Annotated in this window: 19 protein-coding genes; 11 read left to right on the plus strand and 8 right to left on the minus strand. The window is 60.6% G+C overall.

Annotation, left to right across the window (positions count from 1 at the left end; translation table 11 throughout):
• Nucleotide 1 precedes the first annotated feature (1 nt).
• The 4 genes from M2366_RS02780 to M2366_RS02795 all read right to left on the minus strand — a co-directional run bounded on the left by M2366_RS02780 (nucleotide 2) and on the right by M2366_RS02795 (nucleotide 4,612).
• Nucleotides 2-616, minus strand: coding sequence for a cytochrome o ubiquinol oxidase subunit III (locus M2366_RS02780; protein WP_259236342.1), 615 nt, complete (start codon nucleotides 614-616; stop codon nucleotides 2-4).
• An 8-nt stretch (nucleotides 617-624) separates the two neighbouring features.
• On the minus strand, nucleotides 625-2,601 hold the full coding sequence (gene cyoB, locus M2366_RS02785; protein WP_259268897.1) for a cytochrome o ubiquinol oxidase subunit I: 1,977 nt from the start codon (nucleotides 2,599-2,601) through the stop codon (nucleotides 625-627).
• A 3-nt stretch (nucleotides 2,602-2,604) separates the two neighbouring features.
• Entirely contained in the window at nucleotides 2,605-3,612 is a 1,008-nt protein-coding gene (cyoA, locus tag M2366_RS02790) for a cytochrome o ubiquinol oxidase subunit II (protein ID WP_259236344.1), read from the minus strand.
• A gap of 556 nt (nucleotides 3,613-4,168) precedes the next feature.
• The gene (locus M2366_RS02795) at nucleotides 4,169-4,612 is read right to left on the minus strand and encodes a carboxymuconolactone decarboxylase family protein (RefSeq protein WP_042040278.1); all 444 of its coding nucleotides are present in this window, start codon (nucleotides 4,610-4,612) and stop codon (nucleotides 4,169-4,171) included.
• Between the two features lie 123 nt (nucleotides 4,613-4,735).
• Here M2366_RS02795 and M2366_RS02800 point away from each other — a divergent pair, with 123 nt between their 5' ends.
• Nucleotides 4,736-5,647, plus strand: coding sequence for a LysR family transcriptional regulator (locus M2366_RS02800; protein WP_259268898.1), 912 nt, complete (start codon nucleotides 4,736-4,738; stop codon nucleotides 5,645-5,647).
• 102 nt (nucleotides 5,648-5,749) lie between these two features.
• On the opposite strand, the gene M2366_RS02805 is transcribed toward M2366_RS02800, so the two are convergent.
• Together M2366_RS02805 and M2366_RS02810 are read right to left on the minus strand one after the other, a co-directional pair.
• Complete coding sequence (locus M2366_RS02805) at nucleotides 5,750-6,118, minus strand: DUF805 domain-containing protein (protein WP_042040274.1); 369 nt, start codon at nucleotides 6,116-6,118, stop codon at nucleotides 5,750-5,752.
• 52 nt (nucleotides 6,119-6,170) lie between these two features.
• Complete coding sequence (locus tag M2366_RS02810) at nucleotides 6,171-7,142, minus strand: nucleoside hydrolase (protein WP_259268899.1); 972 nt, start codon at nucleotides 7,140-7,142, stop codon at nucleotides 6,171-6,173.
• 229 nt (nucleotides 7,143-7,371) lie between these two features.
• Here M2366_RS02810 and M2366_RS02815 point away from each other — a divergent pair, with 229 nt between their 5' ends.
• The gene (locus tag M2366_RS02815; RefSeq protein ID WP_224432506.1) at nucleotides 7,372-8,469 is read left to right on the plus strand and encodes a YdcF family protein; all 1,098 of its coding nucleotides are present in this window, start codon (nucleotides 7,372-7,374) and stop codon (nucleotides 8,467-8,469) included.
• 157 nt (nucleotides 8,470-8,626) lie between these two features.
• On the opposite strand, the gene M2366_RS02820 is transcribed toward M2366_RS02815, so the two are convergent.
• A complete protein-coding gene (locus M2366_RS02820; protein WP_259268900.1) occupies nucleotides 8,627-8,959 on the minus strand; it encodes a DUF3634 family protein in 333 nt (110 codons plus the stop codon).
• A 352-nt stretch (nucleotides 8,960-9,311) separates the two neighbouring features.
• On the opposite strand from M2366_RS02820, the gene M2366_RS02825 reads away from it, so the two are divergent.
• Nucleotides 9,312-9,854: a HutD family protein gene (locus M2366_RS02825; protein WP_404972780.1), complete on the plus strand. Its 543-nt coding sequence runs from the start codon at nucleotides 9,312-9,314 to the stop codon at nucleotides 9,852-9,854.
• 84 nt (nucleotides 9,855-9,938) lie between these two features.
• Nucleotides 9,939-10,394 (plus strand): PD-(D/E)XK nuclease superfamily protein, encoded by a 456-nt coding sequence (locus M2366_RS02830; RefSeq protein WP_259268902.1) that lies wholly within the window; start codon nucleotides 9,939-9,941, stop codon nucleotides 10,392-10,394.
• Between the two features lie 43 nt (nucleotides 10,395-10,437).
• Here the strand turns inward: M2366_RS02830 and azu are convergent, their stop codons facing one another.
• A complete protein-coding gene (gene azu, locus M2366_RS02835) occupies nucleotides 10,438-10,878 on the minus strand; it encodes an azurin (RefSeq protein ID WP_259268903.1) in 441 nt (146 codons plus the stop codon).
• A gap of 305 nt (nucleotides 10,879-11,183) precedes the next feature.
• Here azu and M2366_RS02840 point away from each other — a divergent pair, with 305 nt between their 5' ends.
• The 7 genes from M2366_RS02840 (at nucleotide 11,184) to M2366_RS02870 (ending at nucleotide 21,035) form a co-directional block, all read left to right on the plus strand.
• Complete coding sequence (locus tag M2366_RS02840; RefSeq protein ID WP_259268904.1) at nucleotides 11,184-12,224, plus strand: FAD:protein FMN transferase; 1,041 nt, start codon at nucleotides 11,184-11,186, stop codon at nucleotides 12,222-12,224.
• Nucleotides 12,225-12,346: 122 nt separating this feature from the next.
• On the plus strand, nucleotides 12,347-14,011 hold the full coding sequence (locus tag M2366_RS02845) for a tetratricopeptide repeat-containing response regulator (protein WP_259268905.1): 1,665 nt from the start codon (nucleotides 12,347-12,349) through the stop codon (nucleotides 14,009-14,011).
• A gap of 79 nt (nucleotides 14,012-14,090) precedes the next feature.
• Nucleotides 14,091-14,897 (plus strand): exodeoxyribonuclease III, encoded by an 807-nt coding sequence (xthA, locus tag M2366_RS02850; RefSeq protein WP_042040266.1) that lies wholly within the window; start codon nucleotides 14,091-14,093, stop codon nucleotides 14,895-14,897.
• A gap of 184 nt (nucleotides 14,898-15,081) precedes the next feature.
• Nucleotides 15,082-15,564, plus strand: a complete 483-nt coding sequence (locus tag M2366_RS02855) for a hypothetical protein (RefSeq protein ID WP_042040265.1) — start codon at nucleotides 15,082-15,084, stop codon at nucleotides 15,562-15,564.
• Between the two features lie 264 nt (nucleotides 15,565-15,828).
• Nucleotides 15,829-17,355 (plus strand): efflux RND transporter periplasmic adaptor subunit, encoded by a 1,527-nt coding sequence (locus tag M2366_RS02860; protein ID WP_259268906.1) that lies wholly within the window; start codon nucleotides 15,829-15,831, stop codon nucleotides 17,353-17,355.
• Between the two features lie 153 nt (nucleotides 17,356-17,508).
• The gene (locus tag M2366_RS02865; RefSeq protein ID WP_259268907.1) at nucleotides 17,509-20,655 is read left to right on the plus strand and encodes an efflux RND transporter permease subunit; all 3,147 of its coding nucleotides are present in this window, start codon (nucleotides 17,509-17,511) and stop codon (nucleotides 20,653-20,655) included.
• 17 nt (nucleotides 20,656-20,672) lie between these two features.
• Entirely contained in the window at nucleotides 20,673-21,035 is a 363-nt protein-coding gene (locus tag M2366_RS02870) for a copper-binding protein (RefSeq protein WP_224432496.1), read from the plus strand.
• The last annotated feature ends 43 nt before the right edge of the window (nucleotides 21,036-21,078 follow it).

Raw genomic sequence — 21,078 nt, forward strand, 5'->3', positions numbered from 1 at the left:
TTTACATTGCCCCCATCAGATAGACCACGGTAAACACACAGATCCACACCACGTCCAGGAAGTGCCAGAACAGGCTCAGGCACATCAGGCGGGTGCGGTTGCGCTCGGTCAGCCCCTTCTTGGAGATCAGCACCATCATCACGATGATCCAGATAAGACCGCTGGTGACGTGGATACCGTGGGTACCGACCAGGGTGAAGAAGGCGGAGAGGAAACCACTGCGCTGGGGGCCATAGCCTTCGGCGATCAGGTGGTGGAACTCGTAGATCTCCATGGCGATGAAGCCGGCACCCAGCAAGAAGGTGACCATCAGCCAGGCCTTGACCGTGCCGACCCGGTTCTGGTTCATGGCCAGCATGCCAAACCCGAAGGTGATGCTGCTAAACAGCAGCAGCATGGTCTCGCCAAACACGAACGGCAGTTCGAAAATGTCCTTGCCGCTCGGGCCCCCGGCGGTGCCATTGACCAGCACCGCGTAGGTTGCAAACAGAGTGGCAAACAGGATGCAGTCACTCATCAGGTAGATCCAGAAGCCAAACACCTTGGTGGCGCCGGCATCATGGTGCCCGTCATGGGCACCCTGATGATGATTGTGTTGCAGAATATCAGTAGCCATATCGGTTCTCATGCCACCTTGCTGATGTTGTCATGATGCTGACCTTCGATGCGTTCGATCTCGTCGACCTGCACGTAGTAGTCCACATCATCGTTGAAGCTGTGAATGATCCAGGTGGCTATCATGCCGACGAAGCCGGCGATGGCCATCCACCAGATGTCCCAGATCATGGCGAAACCAAACACCACGCTGAAGGCGGCGATGATGACGCCCGCACCGGAGTTCTTCGGCATGTGGATCGGGACGTAGCGCTGGGGCTGCTGGTAGGCAGAACCATCCTGCTTGGCTTCCCAGAACGCATCCAGTCCGGCAATCTTCGGCTCGATGGCGAAGTTGTAGAAGGGCGGCGGGGAAGAGGTTGCCCACTCCAGGGTACGGCCACCCCAGGGATCGCCAGTCAGATCGCGGTTCTTCTCGCGGTCACGAATACTGACCACCACTTGAATCACCTGACACAGAACGCCGATGGCAATCAGGCCAGCGCCGCACGCGGCCACCACCAGCCAGCCATGGAAGGCGGGATCGATCTGCTGGCTGACCCGACGGGTCATGCCCATGAAGCCCAGCACGTAGAGCGGCATGAAGGCCACGAAGAAGCCGGTGATCCAGAACCAGAAGGAGCGCTTGCCCCAGGTCTCGTCCAGGGTGAAGCCGAACGCCTTCGGGAACCAGTAGGTGATACCGGCGAAGCAGCCAAACACCACGCCGCCGATGATGACGTTATGGAAGTGCGCGATCAGGAACAGGCTGTTGTGCAACACGAAGTTGGCAGCCGGTACCGACAGCAGCACCCCGGTCATCCCCCCAATGGTGAAGGTGATGATGAAGCCGACGGTCCACAACATGGGCGAGGTGAACGCGATGCGACCCCGGTACATGGTGAACAGCCAGTTGAAGATCTTCACCCCGGTCGGGATCGAGATGATCATGGTGGAGATGCCGAAGAAGGCGTTGACGTTGGCACCCGACCCCATGGTGAAGAAGTGGTGCAGCCAGACCACGAAGGAGAGCACGGTAATGGCGATGGTCGCCCACACCAGGGAGGTGTAACCGAACAACTTCTTCTTGCTGAAGGTCGCCACCACTTCCGAGAAAATACCAAACACCGGCAGCACCAGGATATAGACCTCGGGGTGACCCCAGGCCCAGATCAGGTTGATGTACATCATCATGTTGCCACCCATGTCATTGGTAAAGAAATGGGTACCCAGGTAACGGTCTGCGGTGAGCAGGGCGATGGTGACGGTCAGGATCGGGAAAGAGGCGATGATCAGGATGTTGGCGCACAGGGCGGTCCAGGTGAACACCGGCAGACGCATCATGGTCATGCCCGGAGCCCGCATCCTGATGATGGTCGCGAAGAAGTTGACCCCGGTCAGCAGAGTGCCAAGACCCGAGATCTGCAGACTCCAGATCCAGTAATCGACCCCGACGCCCGGGCTGTACTCCTTGCCCGACAAGGGCGGATAGGCCAACCAGCCGGTCTGGGCAAACTCACCGACCCCGAGGGAGATGTTGATCAGCACCACGGCCGCGGCGGTGAACCAGAAGCTCAGGTTGTTGAGGAAGGGGAAGGCCACATCACGGGCGCCGATCTGCAGTGGCACCACAATGTTCATCAGACCGATCACCAGCGGCATGGCCACGAAGAAGATCATGATGACGCCATGGGCGGTGAAGATCTGGTCGTAGTGGTGAGGCGGCAATATGCCCTCCCCCCCGGCCGACGCCATCACTTGCTGGGTACGCATCATCACCGCATCGGCGAAGCCGCGCAGCAGCATGACCATGCCCAGAATGAGATACATGATCCCCAGTTTCTTGTGATCCACCGAGGTGAACCACTCCTGCCACAAATATTGCCACTTGCCGTAATAGGTTATCAGCCCGGCAATGGCCATCCCGCCCAGCAATATGCAGGCAACCGTGACCACGATAATGGGCTCATGGTAAGGGATGGCCTCGAGTGTTAATTTTCCAAACATCTATTATTCCCCGGATACCGCTTGTACTGACTGGCTAGCCATCGGCATATTCATCTGACCGGCATGATCCTGCTGCTCACCCTGTTGCTGGTGTGCACTGTGATCCATGCTCTGGCCATGACTCATATCCATTTTTTCGCCCTCTTTCATCTTCATGCCGTGACCCATGAACTTATTGATCACCTTGGTGAACAGAGCTGGATCGGCACTGGAGAAATACTCGACCGGATGGTATTGGCTCGGTTTGGCAAGCACATCAAATTCACCCATGGTCATGAGTGGCTTGGACGACTGCTTCACCTTGGCAACCCAGGCATCGAAACCTGCCTGATCCGGCGTGGCGATGGCCTTGAATTTCATGCCGGAGAAACCGGCACCGCTATAGCTGCTGGAGATACCGTCGTATTGACCAGCCTCGTTGGCGATAAGGTGTAATTTGGTCTGCATGCCCGCCATGGCGTAAATCTGACCGCCCAGGCTAGGAATAAAGAAGGAGTTCATGACCGAATCGGAGGTGATACGGAAATTGACCGGCGTATTGGCCGGGAATGCCAATTCATTGACAGAGGCTATGCCCAATTCCGGATACACGAACAGCCATTTCCAATCCAATGAGATCACATCAACCTGGACAGGTTTGACGTCAGAGACCAGCGGCTTGTAGGGGTCAAGCTCGTGGGAGGTTTTCCAGGTGATCACGGCCAGGATGGCGATGATGATGACGGGGACTGTCCAGACGACCACTTCTATCTTGGTCGAGTGGGCCCAATCCGGTGCGTAAGTGGCACTGGTATTGGAAGCGCGATATTTGCGGGCAAATACCACTGCCATGACGATGACTGGAATAACCACAATTAACATCAAATACAATGCTGTTAATATCAGTGACTTTTCTTCCAGGCCAACTTGGCCCTTGGGATTCATTAATGCCATATCACAACCACTCAGCAAACTGGCGGCGGTGATTAATAACAAAGTCCCCAAGCCCTTCTTATATTCCAAAGGTCTCATGCTACTTCCTTTATCTATCTTGCAAGACGTAAAGCTATAAATAAAACGCATTATTTTGAGCAAGACACCCCCATGTGAACAACATGAAAAATTAATCGAAGCAAATAGTTACTTTTTGGAAACCAGATGTCAGCGTTCCATTAACTAATCGCAAGGTCGTCAGGCACAAATAAGTGCCCCATGCGAGGCCCAAAAAAGCCATCATGACGCAAAATGAACAATCCCTGAACAGTTGCCATTGTGAAGAGTGGGGTCAATGGATGACCCGCGGGATTTTCATAAATGCAGGGAGGCCGCATCAGGCGGGCAAACAGCCGGCCCCCAAGGTTAGATTAATTATATTTTCGCCCTATGTTGACCATGAATAAGGCCCTGGGGGAGGGTTTACCCCCCCTTATAATTAACATATTTAAAACAAACAAAACCATTTAAGAAACATTTTCCCGAGCTAAACACCCCATTGCAATACATGTTATGGCTGCTGCGCCATATCAATATGTCCCATTCCATCCCCCCACTCTGACTGGCAATGGGCGCCTGGCATGGGAGGCCGGGATCAACGATGTTCATGTTCCATTTGAGTGGCAACCGCCACCCGGTTCCAGGCATTGATGGTGATGATCTGCATCAGACACTGGGCCAGCAGGGCATCCCCAAGCAGTTGCTGTGCTTGTCGATAGGTGTGTTCGGTGACGCCCTGCCCGGCAATCAGGGTCACCTCATCGGTCAGCGCCAGGACGGCGCGTTCACGCCCATCGAACAGCGGAGACTCACGCCAGGCCGCCAGCGCCAGCAGCCGCTGGGGGCTCTCTTGCATCTTCATCGCCACCTCGGCATGCATCTCGATGCAATAGGCGCAACCATTGATCATGGAGGCGCGCAGCTTGATGAGCTCCTTGAGGTTGAGGGGAATGTCCGTGCTGCCGAGATAGGATTCGAGGCCCATCATGGCTTGGATGGCGGCGGGGGCCTGGCTGGCCAACTGGATACGGTCTGACATTGTGGTGCTCCTGTGGGAGAGATGCCCGATGTTGGGCGACAACGTCATTGTCCATCCACTCACTCGCAAATAGAATACAGCTACAAACTGCAATAGTTTTGCGTTTATCGCAAAGGAGTCACAGTGCTGGATCGTGTCCGTATCCTGGCCCAGGTGGTTGAGTCAGGCAGCTTCTCCCGCGCCGCCCGGGCCCTCAATCTGGCCCCCTCCTCGGTAACCCGTACCATAGACAGCCTGGAAGCCCAGCTTGGGGTTCCCCTCTTCAAGCGCAGCACCCGCCAGCTGCTGCTGACCGAACAGGGGGAGTATTTCCTGGCCCGCTCGGTGCGACTGCTGGAGGAGGCCGATCAGCTGGTGCAATCCCTCCAGCCTTTGCACGAAGCGCCCAGCGGGCCGCTGCGAGTCTCGGTATTCGAGAGTTTCGGCGCGGCTTGCCTCTCGCCGCTGCTGCCCGAATTTCTGGCTCGCTACCCCCAGGTGCGTCTCGAAGTCGAACTCGATAACCGCCTGGTGGATCTGGATGCCGAAAACGTGGATGTGGCAATCCGTATTGGTCGCCCGGCCGACAGCAGCCTGCATGCCCGCCATTTGCTCACCAATCACTCCCTGCTGGTCGCCTCCCCCGCCTATCTTGCCCGTCATGGCGAACCCGCCACGCCACACGAGATAGCCAGACACAACTGCCTGATCCGCGGCCATGGCCGCCAGCGTCAGCACTGGTATTTCAACCAGGGTTCACAGCAGTGTCGGGTCGCCGTGCAAGGCAACCTCACCTCCATTGGCGGCACCCCGCTGCTCGATGCAGCCCGGGCCGGCTGCGGGCTCTTGTTGTTGTCGAGCTGGATGGTGCAGCGCGGGATCAATGAGGGGAGCCTGCAGCGGGTGCTGCCGGGCTGGCAGGCTTCCCCCTATGAGAGCCGCAACGACGAGATCCATGCGGTGTTTCGCGGTGGTCGTTTCCTCAAACCCCAGGCCCGTGCCTTCATCGATTTCCTGGCCGAGCGGATCCCTGCCTTGCAGGATGGCCCCTCATAACCACATGGCGAGCGGCATGAAACGTCAATCTTGGCGAGCGGGCAATGAGGGAGAACAACTGGGGAAGCAGAGCGCTCAGATGGCCTGCGCGCTCTGGAGAGATCAAAAGGTGGCGGCGGCCGATAACCCGGCCTTGGGGTCTTCACCGAAACGATTGGGGCCAGCCTCTCCCTCACAGACCATGAAATAGAGGAAGACGAGGGTGCCCACCACCGGGATCAGGTTGATGAGCAGCCACCAGCCACAGCGGTCCGTGTCATGCAAGCGACGCACCCCGACCGCCAGACTCGGCAGCAATACCACCAGGGAGTAGAGGTTGGCAATCTGCTCCTTGAGGCCAATCAACTGGCCGAGCAGACTCAGCACCAGGGCTATCCCCAGGTTGCAGAGCACAAACATCCAGTACTCCTTGCGCCTCGCCCGTCCACTAAAGACGGCGTATTGCTTCATGACGGTCAGATACCACTCCATAACACCTCCAGATGATGAACAAAATGAACGGTTTACACTTGGCTTCCCTAGCCTAGTCCCACTGCTTGCTCCAGTCGATCAGCGTCTTGCGATAGAGGGCGAGCAGCGCCTTCGCATCGACGGCCACCCCGACGTCCTGAGCCCGGAAGCGCGCCCAGTCGTCATGGGGATGACGTCTGTCATCAAACTTTTGCAGGGTGTGGCCGATGGCTGGCCCCGAAGTGATGACCCGCACCGGCCCCCGGCGCAGTGTAAAGAGCGCCGGATTGATGACATAGGCGATGGCCGAGGGATCGTGCACATGACAGCCATCCATGCCGATCCGCTCGGCATAGAAGCGCAGGTAGAAGCGACTGACGTCCCAGATGAAGCGGCCCGCCATCCCGGCCTCATCGCGCAGGGCATCCAGATAAGCCCCACTGAACAGGCTCTGCTGAGTGACGTCCAGCCCGATGATGACCAGGGGCCAGTCGGCGGTGAAGACAAGGTCGGCCGCCTCGGGATCGTCGTGGATATTGGCCTCGGCATAGGGGGTCACGTTGCCGCGGTGACCGTTGACGCCGAAGGCGCCCCCCATCACCACCACCTGCTTGACCAGGCTCACAATCTCGGGGGCCTTTTCAAGGGCCAGGGCCAGATTGGTGAGCGGGCCTATGGTCACCAGGGTGATTTCGCCAGGGGCGGCCTTGAGCTGTTCGACGATGTACTGCCAGGCGGGACGGGGATCCGCGCTCAGGCTCGGCTCACCCGCCTCGACATCACCGAAACCATGGAGCCCGTGCACCACTGTGGTCGCCCCCACCGGGGGGCGCACCAGCGGCGCGGCAGCGCCTTGGGCCACATCGGCCGGCATGGCGAATTGCTCCTTGAGCCAGAGGGCGTTGCGGGTGCCATCGGCGATGGTGGCATTGCCAAAGACGGTGGTGATCCCCACCAGCTCGATGGCGGGATGAGCCTCGGCAAAGAGGATGGCCATGGCATCGTCGATGCCGGGATCCGTGTCCAGGATGATCTTGGTGGTCATGATAGGCTCCAGCTGGAAAAGGATCCCAGTGTAGCGAGTCCCTTCCATTCTGTCCGGGGCCCGCTCACACTTGTCCTTCTGAAAAGCCGTGTCTGGCCGATTTGACGGCCCTGCCCCGTTTTTATGGCGCCCGGCCTGTTATAGTCGTCCGGGTACGGCGCCTCGCCATGCTGATGCGCCCTGTCCGGCTCCTGGCCGGTCTCTCCTCTCCCAACCAGGTGGACAGCTTATGGACAACCGACTCTCCCTCGCCGCCCTGCTCACGCTCAGTCTGCTCACCCCGACGGCAGCCTGGGCCGTGCCGGTACGCAGCCTGCAATCCGATCAGGATTACGGCCAGATCATCAGCAAGCGTCAGGTGGTTGATCAACTGCTCGGCGAGGCCAAACAGATCTTCGACTCCCCGGCCCGGGTCTCGGATGCGGGCTTCACCGCCAAGATGCCGAGCAACATGGAGCTCATCACCAACCGGCTGCTCGAAGCCTACCAACTCGAACCCTATCGCACCGACCTGCTCATCTCGGCGGCCAACGCCCAGATTTACAACGGCAAGATTGACCGCGCCATCTCCCTGTTTGAGCAGGCCCTGGTCGCGGCCCCGGATGATGTGGACTTGCTCTCCTACCTCGCGGTCTGGCAGCGCTTCAAGGGCAATACCGAGCGCGCCAATACCTACCTCGGCCAGCTGACGGCACGCAACCCGGGGCGCGAGGCCGACTTGCAGCGCATCTTTGCCACCATAGACAAGGTGGTCAAGACCCCCCTCAAGGAGCGGGCCGCGCGGGATCAGGACAAGAGTGGACGGCGCGCCATCGTCACCCTGGGCTATGCCCTCAACCCCGATGGCAGCATGAACGACATACTGCTCGGCCGCCTCGACACCACCCGCGCCCTGGCCAAGGCCGACCCCCAGGCCCTCATCATAGTGAGCGGCGGCGTGCCCCAGAATCGTCAGACCGAGGGCAAGCAGATGGCCGACTGGCTGGTGAGCAAGGGGATCAGTCGCTCGCGCATCATCGAGGAGAATTATGCCACCAGCACGGTGGAAAATGCCCTCTACAGCGCCTGGGTGCTGGCCCGCCATCAGATAGACAGCGCGACCCTGGTCAGCTCCGCCAGCCATGTGCGTCGTGGCCAGACCCTGCTCGAGATAGCCTGCTGGCAAACCGGCCCGGCCAAGATCCGCATCGACAGCGTCAGCTACCCGGACAAGCCCATCTCCAGCCTCGCCAAGGTGGAAGAGAGCGAGCTGCTTGGCATCTACCGCGACGCCTTGCGCACCTATGGCATGTGGAGCTATCGCTCGGCGCCCCTGCTGGAGCGCTGATGCGGCATGGCCCTTGTCGGCCGATGATGAGGGTTCGCTTGCACCCACGCCGCGCGGCCATCTCTGTGGCTCAGCTACATAACAACGAAGGCCCCACTGCTGGCAGTGGGGCCTCTCTCATATCACGTCGAGCGCCCTGTGAAATAGGCGACCGGGCTCAGTGGCGCTTGTGACCCGAAGGCTGCTTGGACAACGGGCTGCGGTAATCCCCGTAGGGGAACACATTGCGCACCCGCTGTGCGATGGGCTCGGGGATGGAGCGGGAGAAGACAAGGCGCACCCCGTCGCCATCGCGCACACCCCGAATGCGACCCCGCAGCGACTCTCGTTTCAGGATCTGCTCGAGTTGCGTGATGAAGGCAGGCGGCACCTTGCCCTTTTGCATCGTCAACTTGCCATGAGCCAACCTGAGGTCGAACAGGGGGCCGCGGCCCAGTTTGAGCAGCCACCAGATGAGGGCCAAGCCCACTATCAAGGATATCCAAGCCATCTTGCCTCTCCTTAAGCACCATGAACTTGACTCAGCATAATCCTTATATCGCCCGCAGATAAACCCTCAACGCATGACGTTGCGGACAACGGTGACCATGACCACGCTACCTTGCGCGGCCCCTACGGCTCTTGGTCGCCAGGGAAGGGGGAGCGAGCCCGCTCAGACAGGTGTTCATCTCGGGCTGCCGCTGCGTGTGTGCCGATGGCGGCATTCTGACAAACGCTGGAAAAAACCGCACTCGCACCGGGCAGGCTTGTCTGCACCCGCGTCGGGATGGTATCTCTGGGGCCAGACTCATGATGAGGGGAAAACCTTGTACCAACTGATCACCGTGGCCCAGCAGCGCAAGATGCCCTGGAAAAATGGCAAGGGCAGCACTGCCGAAATAGTGATAGCCCCGGCGGGCAGCTCCCTGGCCAAACTCGATTTCGATTACCGGCTGAGCACGGCCCCCATCAAGGAAGCCGGCCCCTTCTCCCCCTTCCCCGGTTATGCCCGCATCCTGTTACCTGTCAGCGGCGCCGGTTTCGTGCTCAACGGCCACCCCTATGCCACCTTCGAGGCGGCCCATTTTAGCGGCGACGATGAGACCCACTGCGCCTTGCTGAAAAAAGAGGTGACGGATCTCGGGCTCATCTATGACGCAACCAAGTTGGATGCCAATGTGCGGGTGCTGACCCTGCCCTTCTCCGTGCCCCTGACCCTGGAGCCTGCCCACACCTATCTGGTCACCCTGCTGGAGGGAAGCCTCAAGGTGGCGGAGCATGACCTCGCCAAGGGGGATACCCTGCTGGTCAGCGCGCAAGAGAGCATCATGCTCGAGTGCAGCAAGAAGGCCACCATTGCCTTCTTTACCCTGCGGCAACTTACAACGGCTGATACCAGACAGTAACCCCACATAGCCTCATAAGAATCTTTTGTACAAAAAGCACACGAGGCGCGCTAGCATGAGTCCCATCAATCAGGAGGGACTCTTATGCAATACATATTGGAAGGTTTTGATCCTCTTCCCGCCAACCCTACAGAAGAAGAAAAGAGCAATGTTCAGTTACGCAAACGAGTAAAGGACATTCTCGAGGCACAGGGTTACGTTCAAAGCCAAGATCTACTAACTCCTGGCACTTTCAAGAGCCATGTTGCTTATGAAGATCTCTATGGCACAACCGCATATAGTGCTTTTGTTATTTGTCATATGACAGGGGGTCTTACTCGTATAGAACCTCATCAGCAACAAGTCTCAGGCTCGGTGGATCGCAAGTTTCCCTTTTTCTTGCTCAGTGCCCAGAGAGCTCCAGAGCCAAATGTATTGCTGCTCATCGAAGGGAAAGGACATAAAAAAGCTGCCTTTGACTGGCTTTGTAGAGAGGCAAGAGCGTGCCAGCCCAAACAGATTATGTGCAAAGACCTAGCCGAGTTTGAACTCTGGTTATAAAAAAGCCGGGCAAGCCCGGCTTCTCTCATCTTGAGCCTCGCAATCAACCGACCTTGAAACTGCCTTTCATCATGGCCCAGTGGCCGGGGAAGGAGCAGAAGAAGGTGAGATCCTTGCCCGCCATCCCCTCGGTCGGGAAGGTGACGCTGGTGGTTTCACCGCCACCAATCAGTTTGGTGTGCGCCAGGACACGGGCATCGTCCTTGGGCAGGTAGTTATTGTCCGGCCCCGCACTCATGCCAGCGGTCGCCACGTCCTGGAAGTCAGCCGTGGTAGTCAGCGCCCAGTTGTGTCCCATGGCCGTGATCGGCAGCTTGCCGGTGTGCGTCAGGTTGATGGTCACCTCTTTACAGGTTGCCGGTACGCTCAAGGCCTTGGCGTTGAACTGCATGGCGTCGTTGGCTTCCACCGCCAGGGTACACTCATCGGCAAAAGCGGGCGCCGCCAGGGCACTCAGCAACAACAGGGGAATTGCCTTTTTCATCATCCTCTCCTTTGGTTGGCAGACGATAGCAACAGAATTGCCTGGCCAGCTCGGGCCTTGGCAGACAAAGATGCTGTCTGAATCAACCTTATTGTACTCATTGGGTTCCAATCAACCAGGGTTTAGTCCCAAAGCTGCGGGCCAGATCACCGCCTGACGCCTCGCCCTTTTCCCCCAAGCTCAGCAATGCTTAATTTTACTGCCCCCGAACCAGGCGCCGGGCTCGCATCCCCCCTTGCCTTGCCTTAAGCTCTGCCCCTTCATGCCCCGGCTCCTCTGCCGGGCCCCGGATGAGAGAGGTTTTGATGTTAGTTCCTGCCTTGCGGCCCGGTTTCGGCCTGCTATTGGTCTCGTTACTCGGTATGCTGCTGACCGCTTGCCAGCCCAAGCCCCCAACGGCAACCCGCCTGCAAGGCCAAACCATGGGGACCTACTACGGCCTGACGCTGCCCGGGGGCTACCCAGGCGGCGATCCCGCCCTCAAGCAGGATATCGAGACCCTGCTGGGCCGCATGAACAAGGAGATCTCCACCTACGATCCAGACGCCCTCATCTCCCGTTTCAATCGAGGGCCGGTGGAACCTGCCACTGAGATACCGGCCGAGATGGCGCGCATCGTCCAGCAAGGCATAGACGCGGGCCAGCTCACCCAGGGCAAACTGGATGTCACCATAGGGCCCCTGGTCAATCTGTGGGGCTTTGGCCCGGACAAGCGACCAGTCAAGACGCCGAGCGAGGCCCAGATTGCCGCCGCCCGCCAGCGGGTCGGTATCGACAAGCTGAGCCTGACCCGGCAAGGGGATAAGTACCTGCTTCGCAAGTCGATCCCGGATCTCTATCTGGATCTCTCCACCCTGGGAGAAGGGGCCGCCGCCGATGCCATCGCCCGGCTGTTCGATGACAAGGGCATCGAGGATTATCTCATCGAGGTGGCGGGCGCGGTGCGCAGCAAGGGGGTCAATGGCAAGGGCCAACCCTGGCGCATAGCCATCGTCGAGCCCTCGGACAAGCCAGGGGCCTTCTCTGACATCGTCATGCCCCAGGGGATGGCGGTGAGCACGGCAGGCAGCTATCGCAACTACTACGAGCAAGACGGCGTGCGCTACTCCCACATCATCGATCCCGCCACCGGCCGCCCCGTGACCCATCGATTGGTGTCGGCCAGCGTCATCACCCAAGATGCCCTCGAGGCGGACGCCCTGGATACCGCCCTGGTGGTGATGGGCCCGGAGCAAGCCATGGCCTTTGCCAAGGCGCACCAGCTGGCGGTCTATCTCATCATCAAGACGGATGAGGGCTTCAAGGCCGATTACAGCCCGCTGTTTGCTCCCTATCTGGTCAAGTAGCCCTGCCGACTAAGCAAGATGCCGGGCCCGTCACGGGCCTGGCAACTCCCCCACCTTTGCCAATTGCCTGATCCCGAACTTTGGTGGCACACTGACCTATCCCAGCCTCAAGACTCAGAGCCATGCCGACCCAGGACCCCGACCTCTCCGCTGGCGATGCGCCGCCCAAGCCTGCCCCCGTCAAGCCCCTGCGGCTGCTGTTGGTCGACGATCAGCGCGCCTTCCAGGTGATGATGAAGGCCATGCTGCAGAACATCGGCATCAATCGCATCAACTTTGCCAACAGTGCCGAAGAGGCGCGGCGCCGCTGCCAGAAAGAGAGCTTCGATGTCTATCTGTTCGATTACGATCTCGGGGGTGGGGAGAATGGCCGCCAACTGCTGGAGAGTCTGCGCGACAAGGGGCTGATCCCGCCCCAGAGTGTGGTGATCATGGTCAGCAGCGACAACTCCAGGGCCATGGTGCTGAGCGCCCTCGAGGTCGAGCCCGATGACTACCTGATGAAGCCCTTCTCCCAGGAGCAGTTCAAGTTTCGGCTGCGCCGGGCACTGGCGCGCCGTCAGGCGCTGGAGAGCGTGTTCCGGGCGCTGGCCGAGGACAAACCCGAACAGTTGATCCGAGCCTGCGCCGAGCGGGCCGATGCCATCCCACGATTTGCCAACTTCTGCCGCTGCCTGCAGGCCGATACCCAGCTCAGGCTGGGCCAGGCCAAGGAGGCGCGCAGCCTGATGCGCCAACTGCTGGCGGGTCAGGAGAATGGCTGGGCCCGGCTCACCCTCGGCAAGGCATGCCATACCCTGGGGCTCAATGAGGAGGCGGTGAGCCATCTGCAGGCGACCCTCAAACACCATCCCCTGATGGTGGAAGCCTATCGCTGGCTGGCCGAGGCGCAGCTTGCTCTGGGGGAGGAGGAGAGTGCCCAGCGCGAGCTCAAGCGGGCGGTGGAGATATCCCCCCACTCCGTGCTGCTGTCGCGCCGCCTGGCCGAAATCTGCCTGCAGCGTCACGACTACGCCCAGGCCCGGGATGTGCTGCTCACCCTCATCGACCTGTCCCGCAACTCCATCCACAGAACCCCTCACTATCTGGGGGCCTACATCCAGTGCCTGACCCTCTATGCCCTCAACAGCAATGACGGCTATCACATCGCCAATCTGCAAAAGCAGGTCAACTCGGCGCTGTCACGCATCCGCGACTCCCTGATGGTGAGCGAATTCAACTACCCGGTGTTCGAGCAGATCTGCCAGGCCCGGGTGCAGGTGGCCCTCGGCCAGCTCATCAAGGGCAAGAAGATGCTCTATCGCGCCAACCAGCATTGGCTGGATCAACCGGCCAGCATGCCGGTCGCCCTGCTCGGCGAGACGGTGCTTGCACTCTATCAACTCGGCGAGTTCGAGTACGCCGAGAGCCTGCAAGACCTCCTGGCCGAAGACGAGGACCGGCTGCTCACCATCTGCATCCAGGCCACTCGCAATGACAAGACGGTGCAGGAGCGGCGTCAACGTTACCAACAGCTCAATGAGCTCGGCATCAAGGCCTATCAAGGGGGAGAGTTCGAGCAGGCCCTGACCCACTTTCGTGAGGCGCTGCGCCGCGCTCCCGCCAATACCGGGGCCGCGCTCAACAAGATACAGGTGCTGCTCAAGCTCATCGAGAAGCACCGCAAGAGCCCTGAATTTCCGAGCGAATGCAAGGAGACCCTGGCCATGCTGGATGGCATCCCCCTCAATCCCGCCCAGCAGGAGAGATTCCGCAAGCTGCGTCAGGAGTTCAGCCAGAGCCAATGAGGGGCCAGGCTTCGGGCTTGCATCGGCCCGGGATTCCTAGTCCAATAGTCACCTATAAAAACGACATGAGCACATCGACATGAAGATCATCTCTTTCAATATCAATGGCCTTCGCGCCCGTCTTCATCAGTTGCAAGCCATCATCGACAAGCACCAGCCGGACGTGATCGGCCTGCAGGAGATCAAGGTCCACGACGACGCCTTCCCGGTGGCCGACGTGGAAGCCATGGGCTATCACGTGGCATTCCATGGCCAGAAGGGCCACTACGGGGTGGCCATGATGAGCAAGCAGAAGCCTCTCTCCGTGCAAAAGGGCTTTCCGACCGACGCCGAAGATGCCCAGCGCCGGATGATCATGGCGAACTTCCAGCGCGAAGACGGCTCCATCATCACCATCATGAACGGCTACTTCCCCCAGGGCGAGAGCCAGGATCACGAGACCAAGTTCCCGGCCAAGAAGAAGTTCTACGAGGACTTGCAACACTACCTGGAGACCCACCACAGCCCGGATGATCAGCTGGTGCTGATCGGCGATGTGAACATCTCCCCCACGGATCTCGACATCGGCATCGGCGAGGCCAATCGCAAGCGCTGGCTGCGGGACGGCAAGTGCTCCTTCCTGCCGGTGGAGCGCGAGTGGATGGAACGCCTCAAAGGCTTCGGGCTGACCGACACCTTCCGCGCCGCCAACCCCACCGAGTGCGAACGCTTCTCCTGGTTTGACTACCGCTCCAAGGGCTTTGACGAAAACCGCGGTCTGCGCATCGACCTCATCATGGCGTCCAATGCCCTCAAGGACACAGTGACCGAGACCGGTATCGACTACGAGCTGCGCGGCATCGAGAAGCCCTCCGATCACGCCCCCATCTGGGCCTGCTTCGCCTGATAAGGAGGCCCCTTCCCGGCCTCTTGCCTGGCCCCAGGTTCGACCTGGGGCTCATGCCTCCCCCGCCTGTGCCCTGCCCCTCTTGCTTGCATTGTTGATGCTTGTCATCAAACCCCAGGCTTCGCCTTGACCTTACTCTGACGGCAAGCTTTATAGTGAAGCCATCCCTCGTCAGGAAAGTCCCATGCTGTCATCGAGATTGCCCACAGAGCGCATTGCCCGGCTGTTGCTGGGGCTCTTGCTCGTCTGCAATCTGACTCTCTGCATCAGCTGGCACGCAGCCCCTATCGCGCAGCCGGCCGCACTTCAGATGAGCCATGACGCCATGAACCATGGATTCACGGGGGCCGACCATGGCGCCCCGCCCCATTCAAGTACCCTGATGGCCGATGCCGACCACCCTGCTCCCCCCCTCGGCTGCCATGCCGTCAGCGGCGATCAGAGCCCCCATGATGAGTGCCAGCTGCAGTCCGTGGTGGGTGCCACCCTCTCGCTGTTGCTGGCTCTGTTGCCCCTGCTGGCCCTGCCCTTGTTGCTCTGGTTTGGCCAACGAGCGCTGCCCCAGCGCCTCGGTCTCTGGCTGCGCAATCCCTTCCTCTGGGAACAACGCTGCCACCCTCCCTCCTGGCCTCGCCGCCACCTGATGCTGTCGGTGCTGCGCCACTAGCCACACTTTCTCCCTGCCTGTTTTGTGCAAGAGGTGCCCTCGGCCGACCTTGCACGACGTGCTGTGCGTCAAGGACCCCGGTCTCTGACGCCCCTTTGCCGCCCAACGCTATCGCTGCACTCCTGACACAAGCAACCCGCCCTGGGGGTTGCCGACCAGGATGCGCCTTGGCCGCGCGGCTCGACCAGAGAGAAGAAGTATCATGTCAGCAACCAATATTGCCCTGCGTCCCTGCGCCCCCGCCTCCTGTGCCGGAGGCTTGTCATGACCAAGACACTGCCGCTATCCCTGCTGCTGCTCGCCCTCGGCGCCGGTGGGGGTTACTGGGCCGCCAAACAGAGCACGGACAGTGGGGCCAAAGAGAAGGCACCGCTCTACTGGGTCAATCCCATGGATCCCCGCGACAAGCGCGATGGCCCCGCCAAGGACAACATGGGCATGGACTTCCTGCCGATCTATGAGGAGCGCCAAGATGGCTCTCCCGGCACCCTCACCATCAGCCCGGAGATCCAGCAAAATCTGGGGGTCAGACTGGCCAAGGTCGAGTTGGCCCCCGCCTATCAGCAGATAGAGACCGTGGGCTATGTGGGATATGACGAGGAGAAGCTAGAGGCCATCAACGCCCGCATGGCAGGCTGGATCCGCACCCTGACCATCAAGAGCGAGGGGCAGAAAGTGGCCAAAGGCAGTCTGCTCTACGAGATCTATGCCCCGGATCTGGTCAATGCCCAGCATGAGTACCTGCTGGCCATGGGCAGCAACAACCCTCTGCTGTTGCGCGCCGCTACCGGTAAACTCAAGGCCCTGCAGGTCCCCCTCGAGCAGATTGAGCAGCTCAGGCGCAGCCGCAAGGTGAGCGAGACCATCCGCATCTATGCCCCGAGCAGCGGTTATGTCTCGGATCTCAAGGTGCGCGAGGGTCAATACGTGGAGCCCGCCGCAGCCCTGTTCAGCCTCGGTACCCTGAGTCAGGTCTGGGTCAGCGCCGAGGTGTTCGAGCGTCAGGCGGGCCAGCTCAAGGTGGGCGATCCCGTCACCATGAGCCTGGATTACGCCCCGGGCCGCCGCTGGCAGGGCCGGGTGGATTACCTCTACCCCACCCTGGACGCGGGCAGCCGCACCCTCAAGGCGCGACTGCGCTTTGACAATAAAGACGAGTTCTTGAAACCGAACATGTTTGCCAAGGTGAGCATTCGCAGCGGCCATGGTCGGCCCCGTCTATTGGTGCCAAGCGAAGCGGTGATCCGCACCGGCAGCCAGGACCGACTGGTCCTGGCGCTGGGCGAAGGGCGCTTCAAGTCGGTGGCGGTCACCCTGGGGGCCCAGTTTGGCGACCAGCTGGCCATCATCGACGGGGTCGAGGCCGGGGACAGCATAGTCCGCTCGGCGCAGTTCCTGCTCGACTCGGAATCGAGCATCGATTCGGACTTCCAGCGCATGACGGCGCTGCGTCCCAGCCAGGTCTGGACTCAGGGCGAGGTGCAGAGTATCGATCTTGCCAACCGCACCCTGGGGGTCGCCCACCAGCCTATCCCCGAGTGGCAGTGGCCCGCCATGGAGATGGATTTCGCCGTGGCGGAGGGGGTCGACATCAGCCAGCTTGGCCAGGGTCAGACCCTGCATCTGCAAGTGGAGCAGGAGGGGGACCAGTACCGCATCACCACCATAGATCCGGAGAAATCCACCACAGCACCCTCGACCGACCAGCCAGCGCCAAAGGTCAGCAGTGCCCCCAAGGATGGGATGGAAGGGATGGATCACAGCCAGCATGATATGGGGGCCAAGCCATGATCCCGTCGATCCCTTGCCGCTTTACTCGCCACCATGCCCTGCCGTTCACGCCACGCCAAGAGGGAGGAGCCAAGCCATGATCCCTTCCATTATTCGCTGCTTTGCCAACCCCCATGCTCTGCTGCCGGCACGCCATAAGGGAGGAGCCAGGCCATGATCCCTTCCATTATTCGCTGGTCCATCGGCAACCGCTTCCTGGTGCTGCTGCTCACCGCCATGCTCACCGCCTGGGGGCTTTGGTCGGTCAAGCAGACCCCGGTCGATGCCTTGCCGGATCTCTCCGACGTCCAGGTGATCATCAAGACCCCCTACCCGGGTCAGGCGCCCCAGGTGGTGGAGGATCAGGTCACCTATCCGCTCACCACGGCCCTGCTCTCGGTACCGGGGGCCACCACGGTGCGCGGCTACTCCTTCTTCGGCGACTCCTTTGTCTATGTGCTGTTCGATGACAAGACGGATCTCTACTGGGCCCGCGCCCGGGTACTGGAGTATTTGAGTCAGGTGACGGCCACGCTGCCCCCCTCGGCCAAACCACAGCTAGGCCCGGATGCCACCGGGGTGGGTTGGGTCTATCAGTACGCCCTGCAAGACAAGAGCGGCCAGCATGACCTGGCCCAGCTCACCTCCTTGCAGAACTGGTTTCTCAAGTACGAGCTGCAAACCGTGCCCGGCGTCGCCGAGATAGCCACGGTCGGCGGCATGGTGCGCCAGTATCAGGTGCGGGTCGACCCGGACAAGCTGCGGGCCTACGGCATTCCCCTCTCCCTCATCAAGACCGCCATCGAGCAGGGCAACCAGGAGACGGGGGCCTCCGTCATCGAGATGGCCGAGGCCGAATACATGGTGCGCGCCAGTGGTTACATCCAGGGCGTGGCCGATCTCAAGCAGATCCCGCTCGGCACCCTGGTGCGTGGCGCCCCGCTGCTGCTGGGGGACGTGGCGGATGTGGTCATCGGTCCGCAGATGCGACGCGGCATTGCCGAACTCAATGGCGAAGGAGAAGTGGTGGGGGGCATAGTGGTGATGCGCTACGGCGAGAATGCCCAGCACACCATCGACGGGGTCAAGGCGAGGCTCGCCGAGCTGAAGAAGAGCCTGCCCGCCGGGGTGGAAGTGGTCACCGTCTATGACAGATCCGACCTTATCGCGCGGGCCATCGACAACCTCTCCGGCAAGCTGCTGGAAGAGTTTGCCGTGGTGGTGCTGGTCTGTCTCGCCTTCCTGTTCCACCTGAGATCCTCGCTGGTGGTGGTGATCACCCTGCCCATCGCCATACTGGTGGCCTTCATCATCATGCACTTGCAGGGGATCAACGCCAATATCATGTCGCTCGGGGGCATCGCCATCGCCATCGGCGCCATGGTGGATGGTGCCATCGTCATGATAGAGAACGTCCACAAGCACCTGGAGAAGACCCGGCTCACCGACCAGAACCGCTGGCAGGTGATAGCCCAGGCGAGCATAGAGGTGGGGCCAGCCATCTTCTTCTCCCTGCTCATCATCACCATGAGCTTCTTGCCGGTGTTTGCCCTGGAGGCCCAGGAAGGGCGCATGTTCCATCCGCTGGCCTACACCAAGACCTATGCCATGGCGGCGGCGGCGGCCCTGGCCATCACCCTCGTTCCCGTGATGATGGGTTACTTCATTCGCGGCAAGGTGCTGCCGGAGCAAGCCAACCCCCTCAACCGCGCCCTGACCCGGGGCTATATTCCGCTGCTGGGTGCCGTGCTGGCGCGCCCGAAAACCACCCTGATGGTAGCGGCAGCGGTAACGGTGGCGGGCTTCTGGCCGCTCAACTATCTCGGCTCGGAGTTCATACCGCCCCTGGATGAGGGGGACATCATGTATATGCCCACCACCGCGGCCAATATCTCGGTGGGCAAGGCGCGGGAGATTTTGCAGCAGACCGACAAGCTCATTCGCACCGTGCCCGAAGTGCAGAATGTGTTTGGCAAGGCGGGACGCGCCGACACCGCCACCGATCCCGCCGATCTGGTGATGATGGAGACCAGCGTCCAGCTCAAGCCCCGGGATCAGTGGCGCCCCGGCATGACCCCGGAAAAGCTGAAAGAAGAGCTCGACTCGCTGATCCGCTTCCCCGGTCTCACCAACGCCTGGGTGCCGCCCATCAAGACTCGCATCGACATGCTGGCCACCGGTATCAAGACCCCGGTCGGCATCAAGATAGCCGGGCCCGATCTCAAGGTGATCCAGCAACTCGGCCAGCAGCTCGAGCAGATAGTCGGCAAGGTAGAAGGGGCCGCCTCCGTCTACGCCGAGCGGGTGGCGGGGGGCCGCTACGTCAAGGTCGACATCGACCGGCAGAAGGCCGCTCGTTATGGCCTCAGCATCGCCGAGGTGCAGGGGGTGCTCGCCACCGCAGTCGGCGGCATGGAGGTGGGTGAAACCATTGAGGGGCGCGAGCGCTACCCCATCAACCTGCGCTATCCCCAGAGCTATCGGGACTCTGTGGCCAGTCTGTCGCTGCTGCCCCTGGTGACCCCCAAGGGGGAGCGCATCGCCCTGGCGGACCTGGCCCGGATCTACATCAGTGACGAGGCCCCCATGCTCAGAAGCGAAAACGCGCGACTCGGTGGCTGGGTCTATATCGACATCAGAAACAGGGACATCGGCTCCTTCGTGGCCGATGCCAAGGCGCAAGTCGCCAAGGATCTGGTGTTGCCCCCCGGCTACTCCCTCAACTGGTCCGGGCAATATGAGTACATGGAGCGGGCCAAGGCACGCCTCACCTATGTGGTGCCGCTCACGGTCGCCATCATAGTGCTGCTGCTCTATCTGGCATTTCGCCGCATCCAGGAGGTGTTGCTCATCCTCATTACCCTGCCACTCGCCGTGGTCGGCGGTATCTGGACCCTCTGGCTGCTCGACTTCAACCTCTCGGTGGCGGTCGGAGTTGGCTTTATTGCCCTGGCCGGGGTGGCGGTGGAGACCGGGGTGCTGATGCTGGTCTACCTCAACCACGCCTGGGATGAGCTGGTTGCCCAAGGCAAGCCGGACAGAGCCGGGCTGCACAGGGCCGTCATCCAGGGCGCGGCCCTGCGCCTGCGTCCCAAGATGATGACGGTGGTCACCATCATCGCCGGCCTCCTGCCCATCATGTGGAGCCAGGGTACCGGCTCGGAGGTGATGCAGCGCATCGCCGCCCCCATGATAGGCGGCATGGTGAGCGCACTGGTGCTGACCCTGCTGGTACTGCCCGCCGCCTATTACCTGTGGCGCAGCCGCAGCCTTGACCGGCTGCCACCCTCCGCACCGATCAATTCAGACTTTCGCGAATAAACGACGAGGAAAAGATCATGAACTACCAGACGCTGACCCTGACATTGCTGCTCGGCCTTGCCACCCACACCGGCCTGCAAGCCGAAGAGATGATGAGCCATGAGGGTCATGACATGAGCCAGATGAGCGACATGCAGGACATGAACGAGATGACGGAGAGGGTGATGACCAAGGGGGTCATCAGCCGCATCGATGCGGCCAATCACAAGGTGGGGATCAAGCATGAGGCCATCACCAACCTCAAGATGCCGCCCATGACCATGGTGTTTACCCTGGCCGATCCCGCGCAGCTCCAGGGGCTCACCGTCGGCGATGCGGTCAGCTTTCACGCAGAACAACAAGGGGGCAAACTGATCCTGACTCGGCTACGCAAACAATAAACCGGCGAACAGAGACCAAGACGGCGGGCCATATGCCCGCCGT

Origin of the sequence: Aeromonas sp. BIGb0405 (assembly GCF_024807335.1) — a bacterium.
In the GTDB taxonomy this organism is placed as follows: Bacteria; Pseudomonadota; Gammaproteobacteria; order Enterobacterales; family Aeromonadaceae; genus Aeromonas; species Aeromonas rivuli.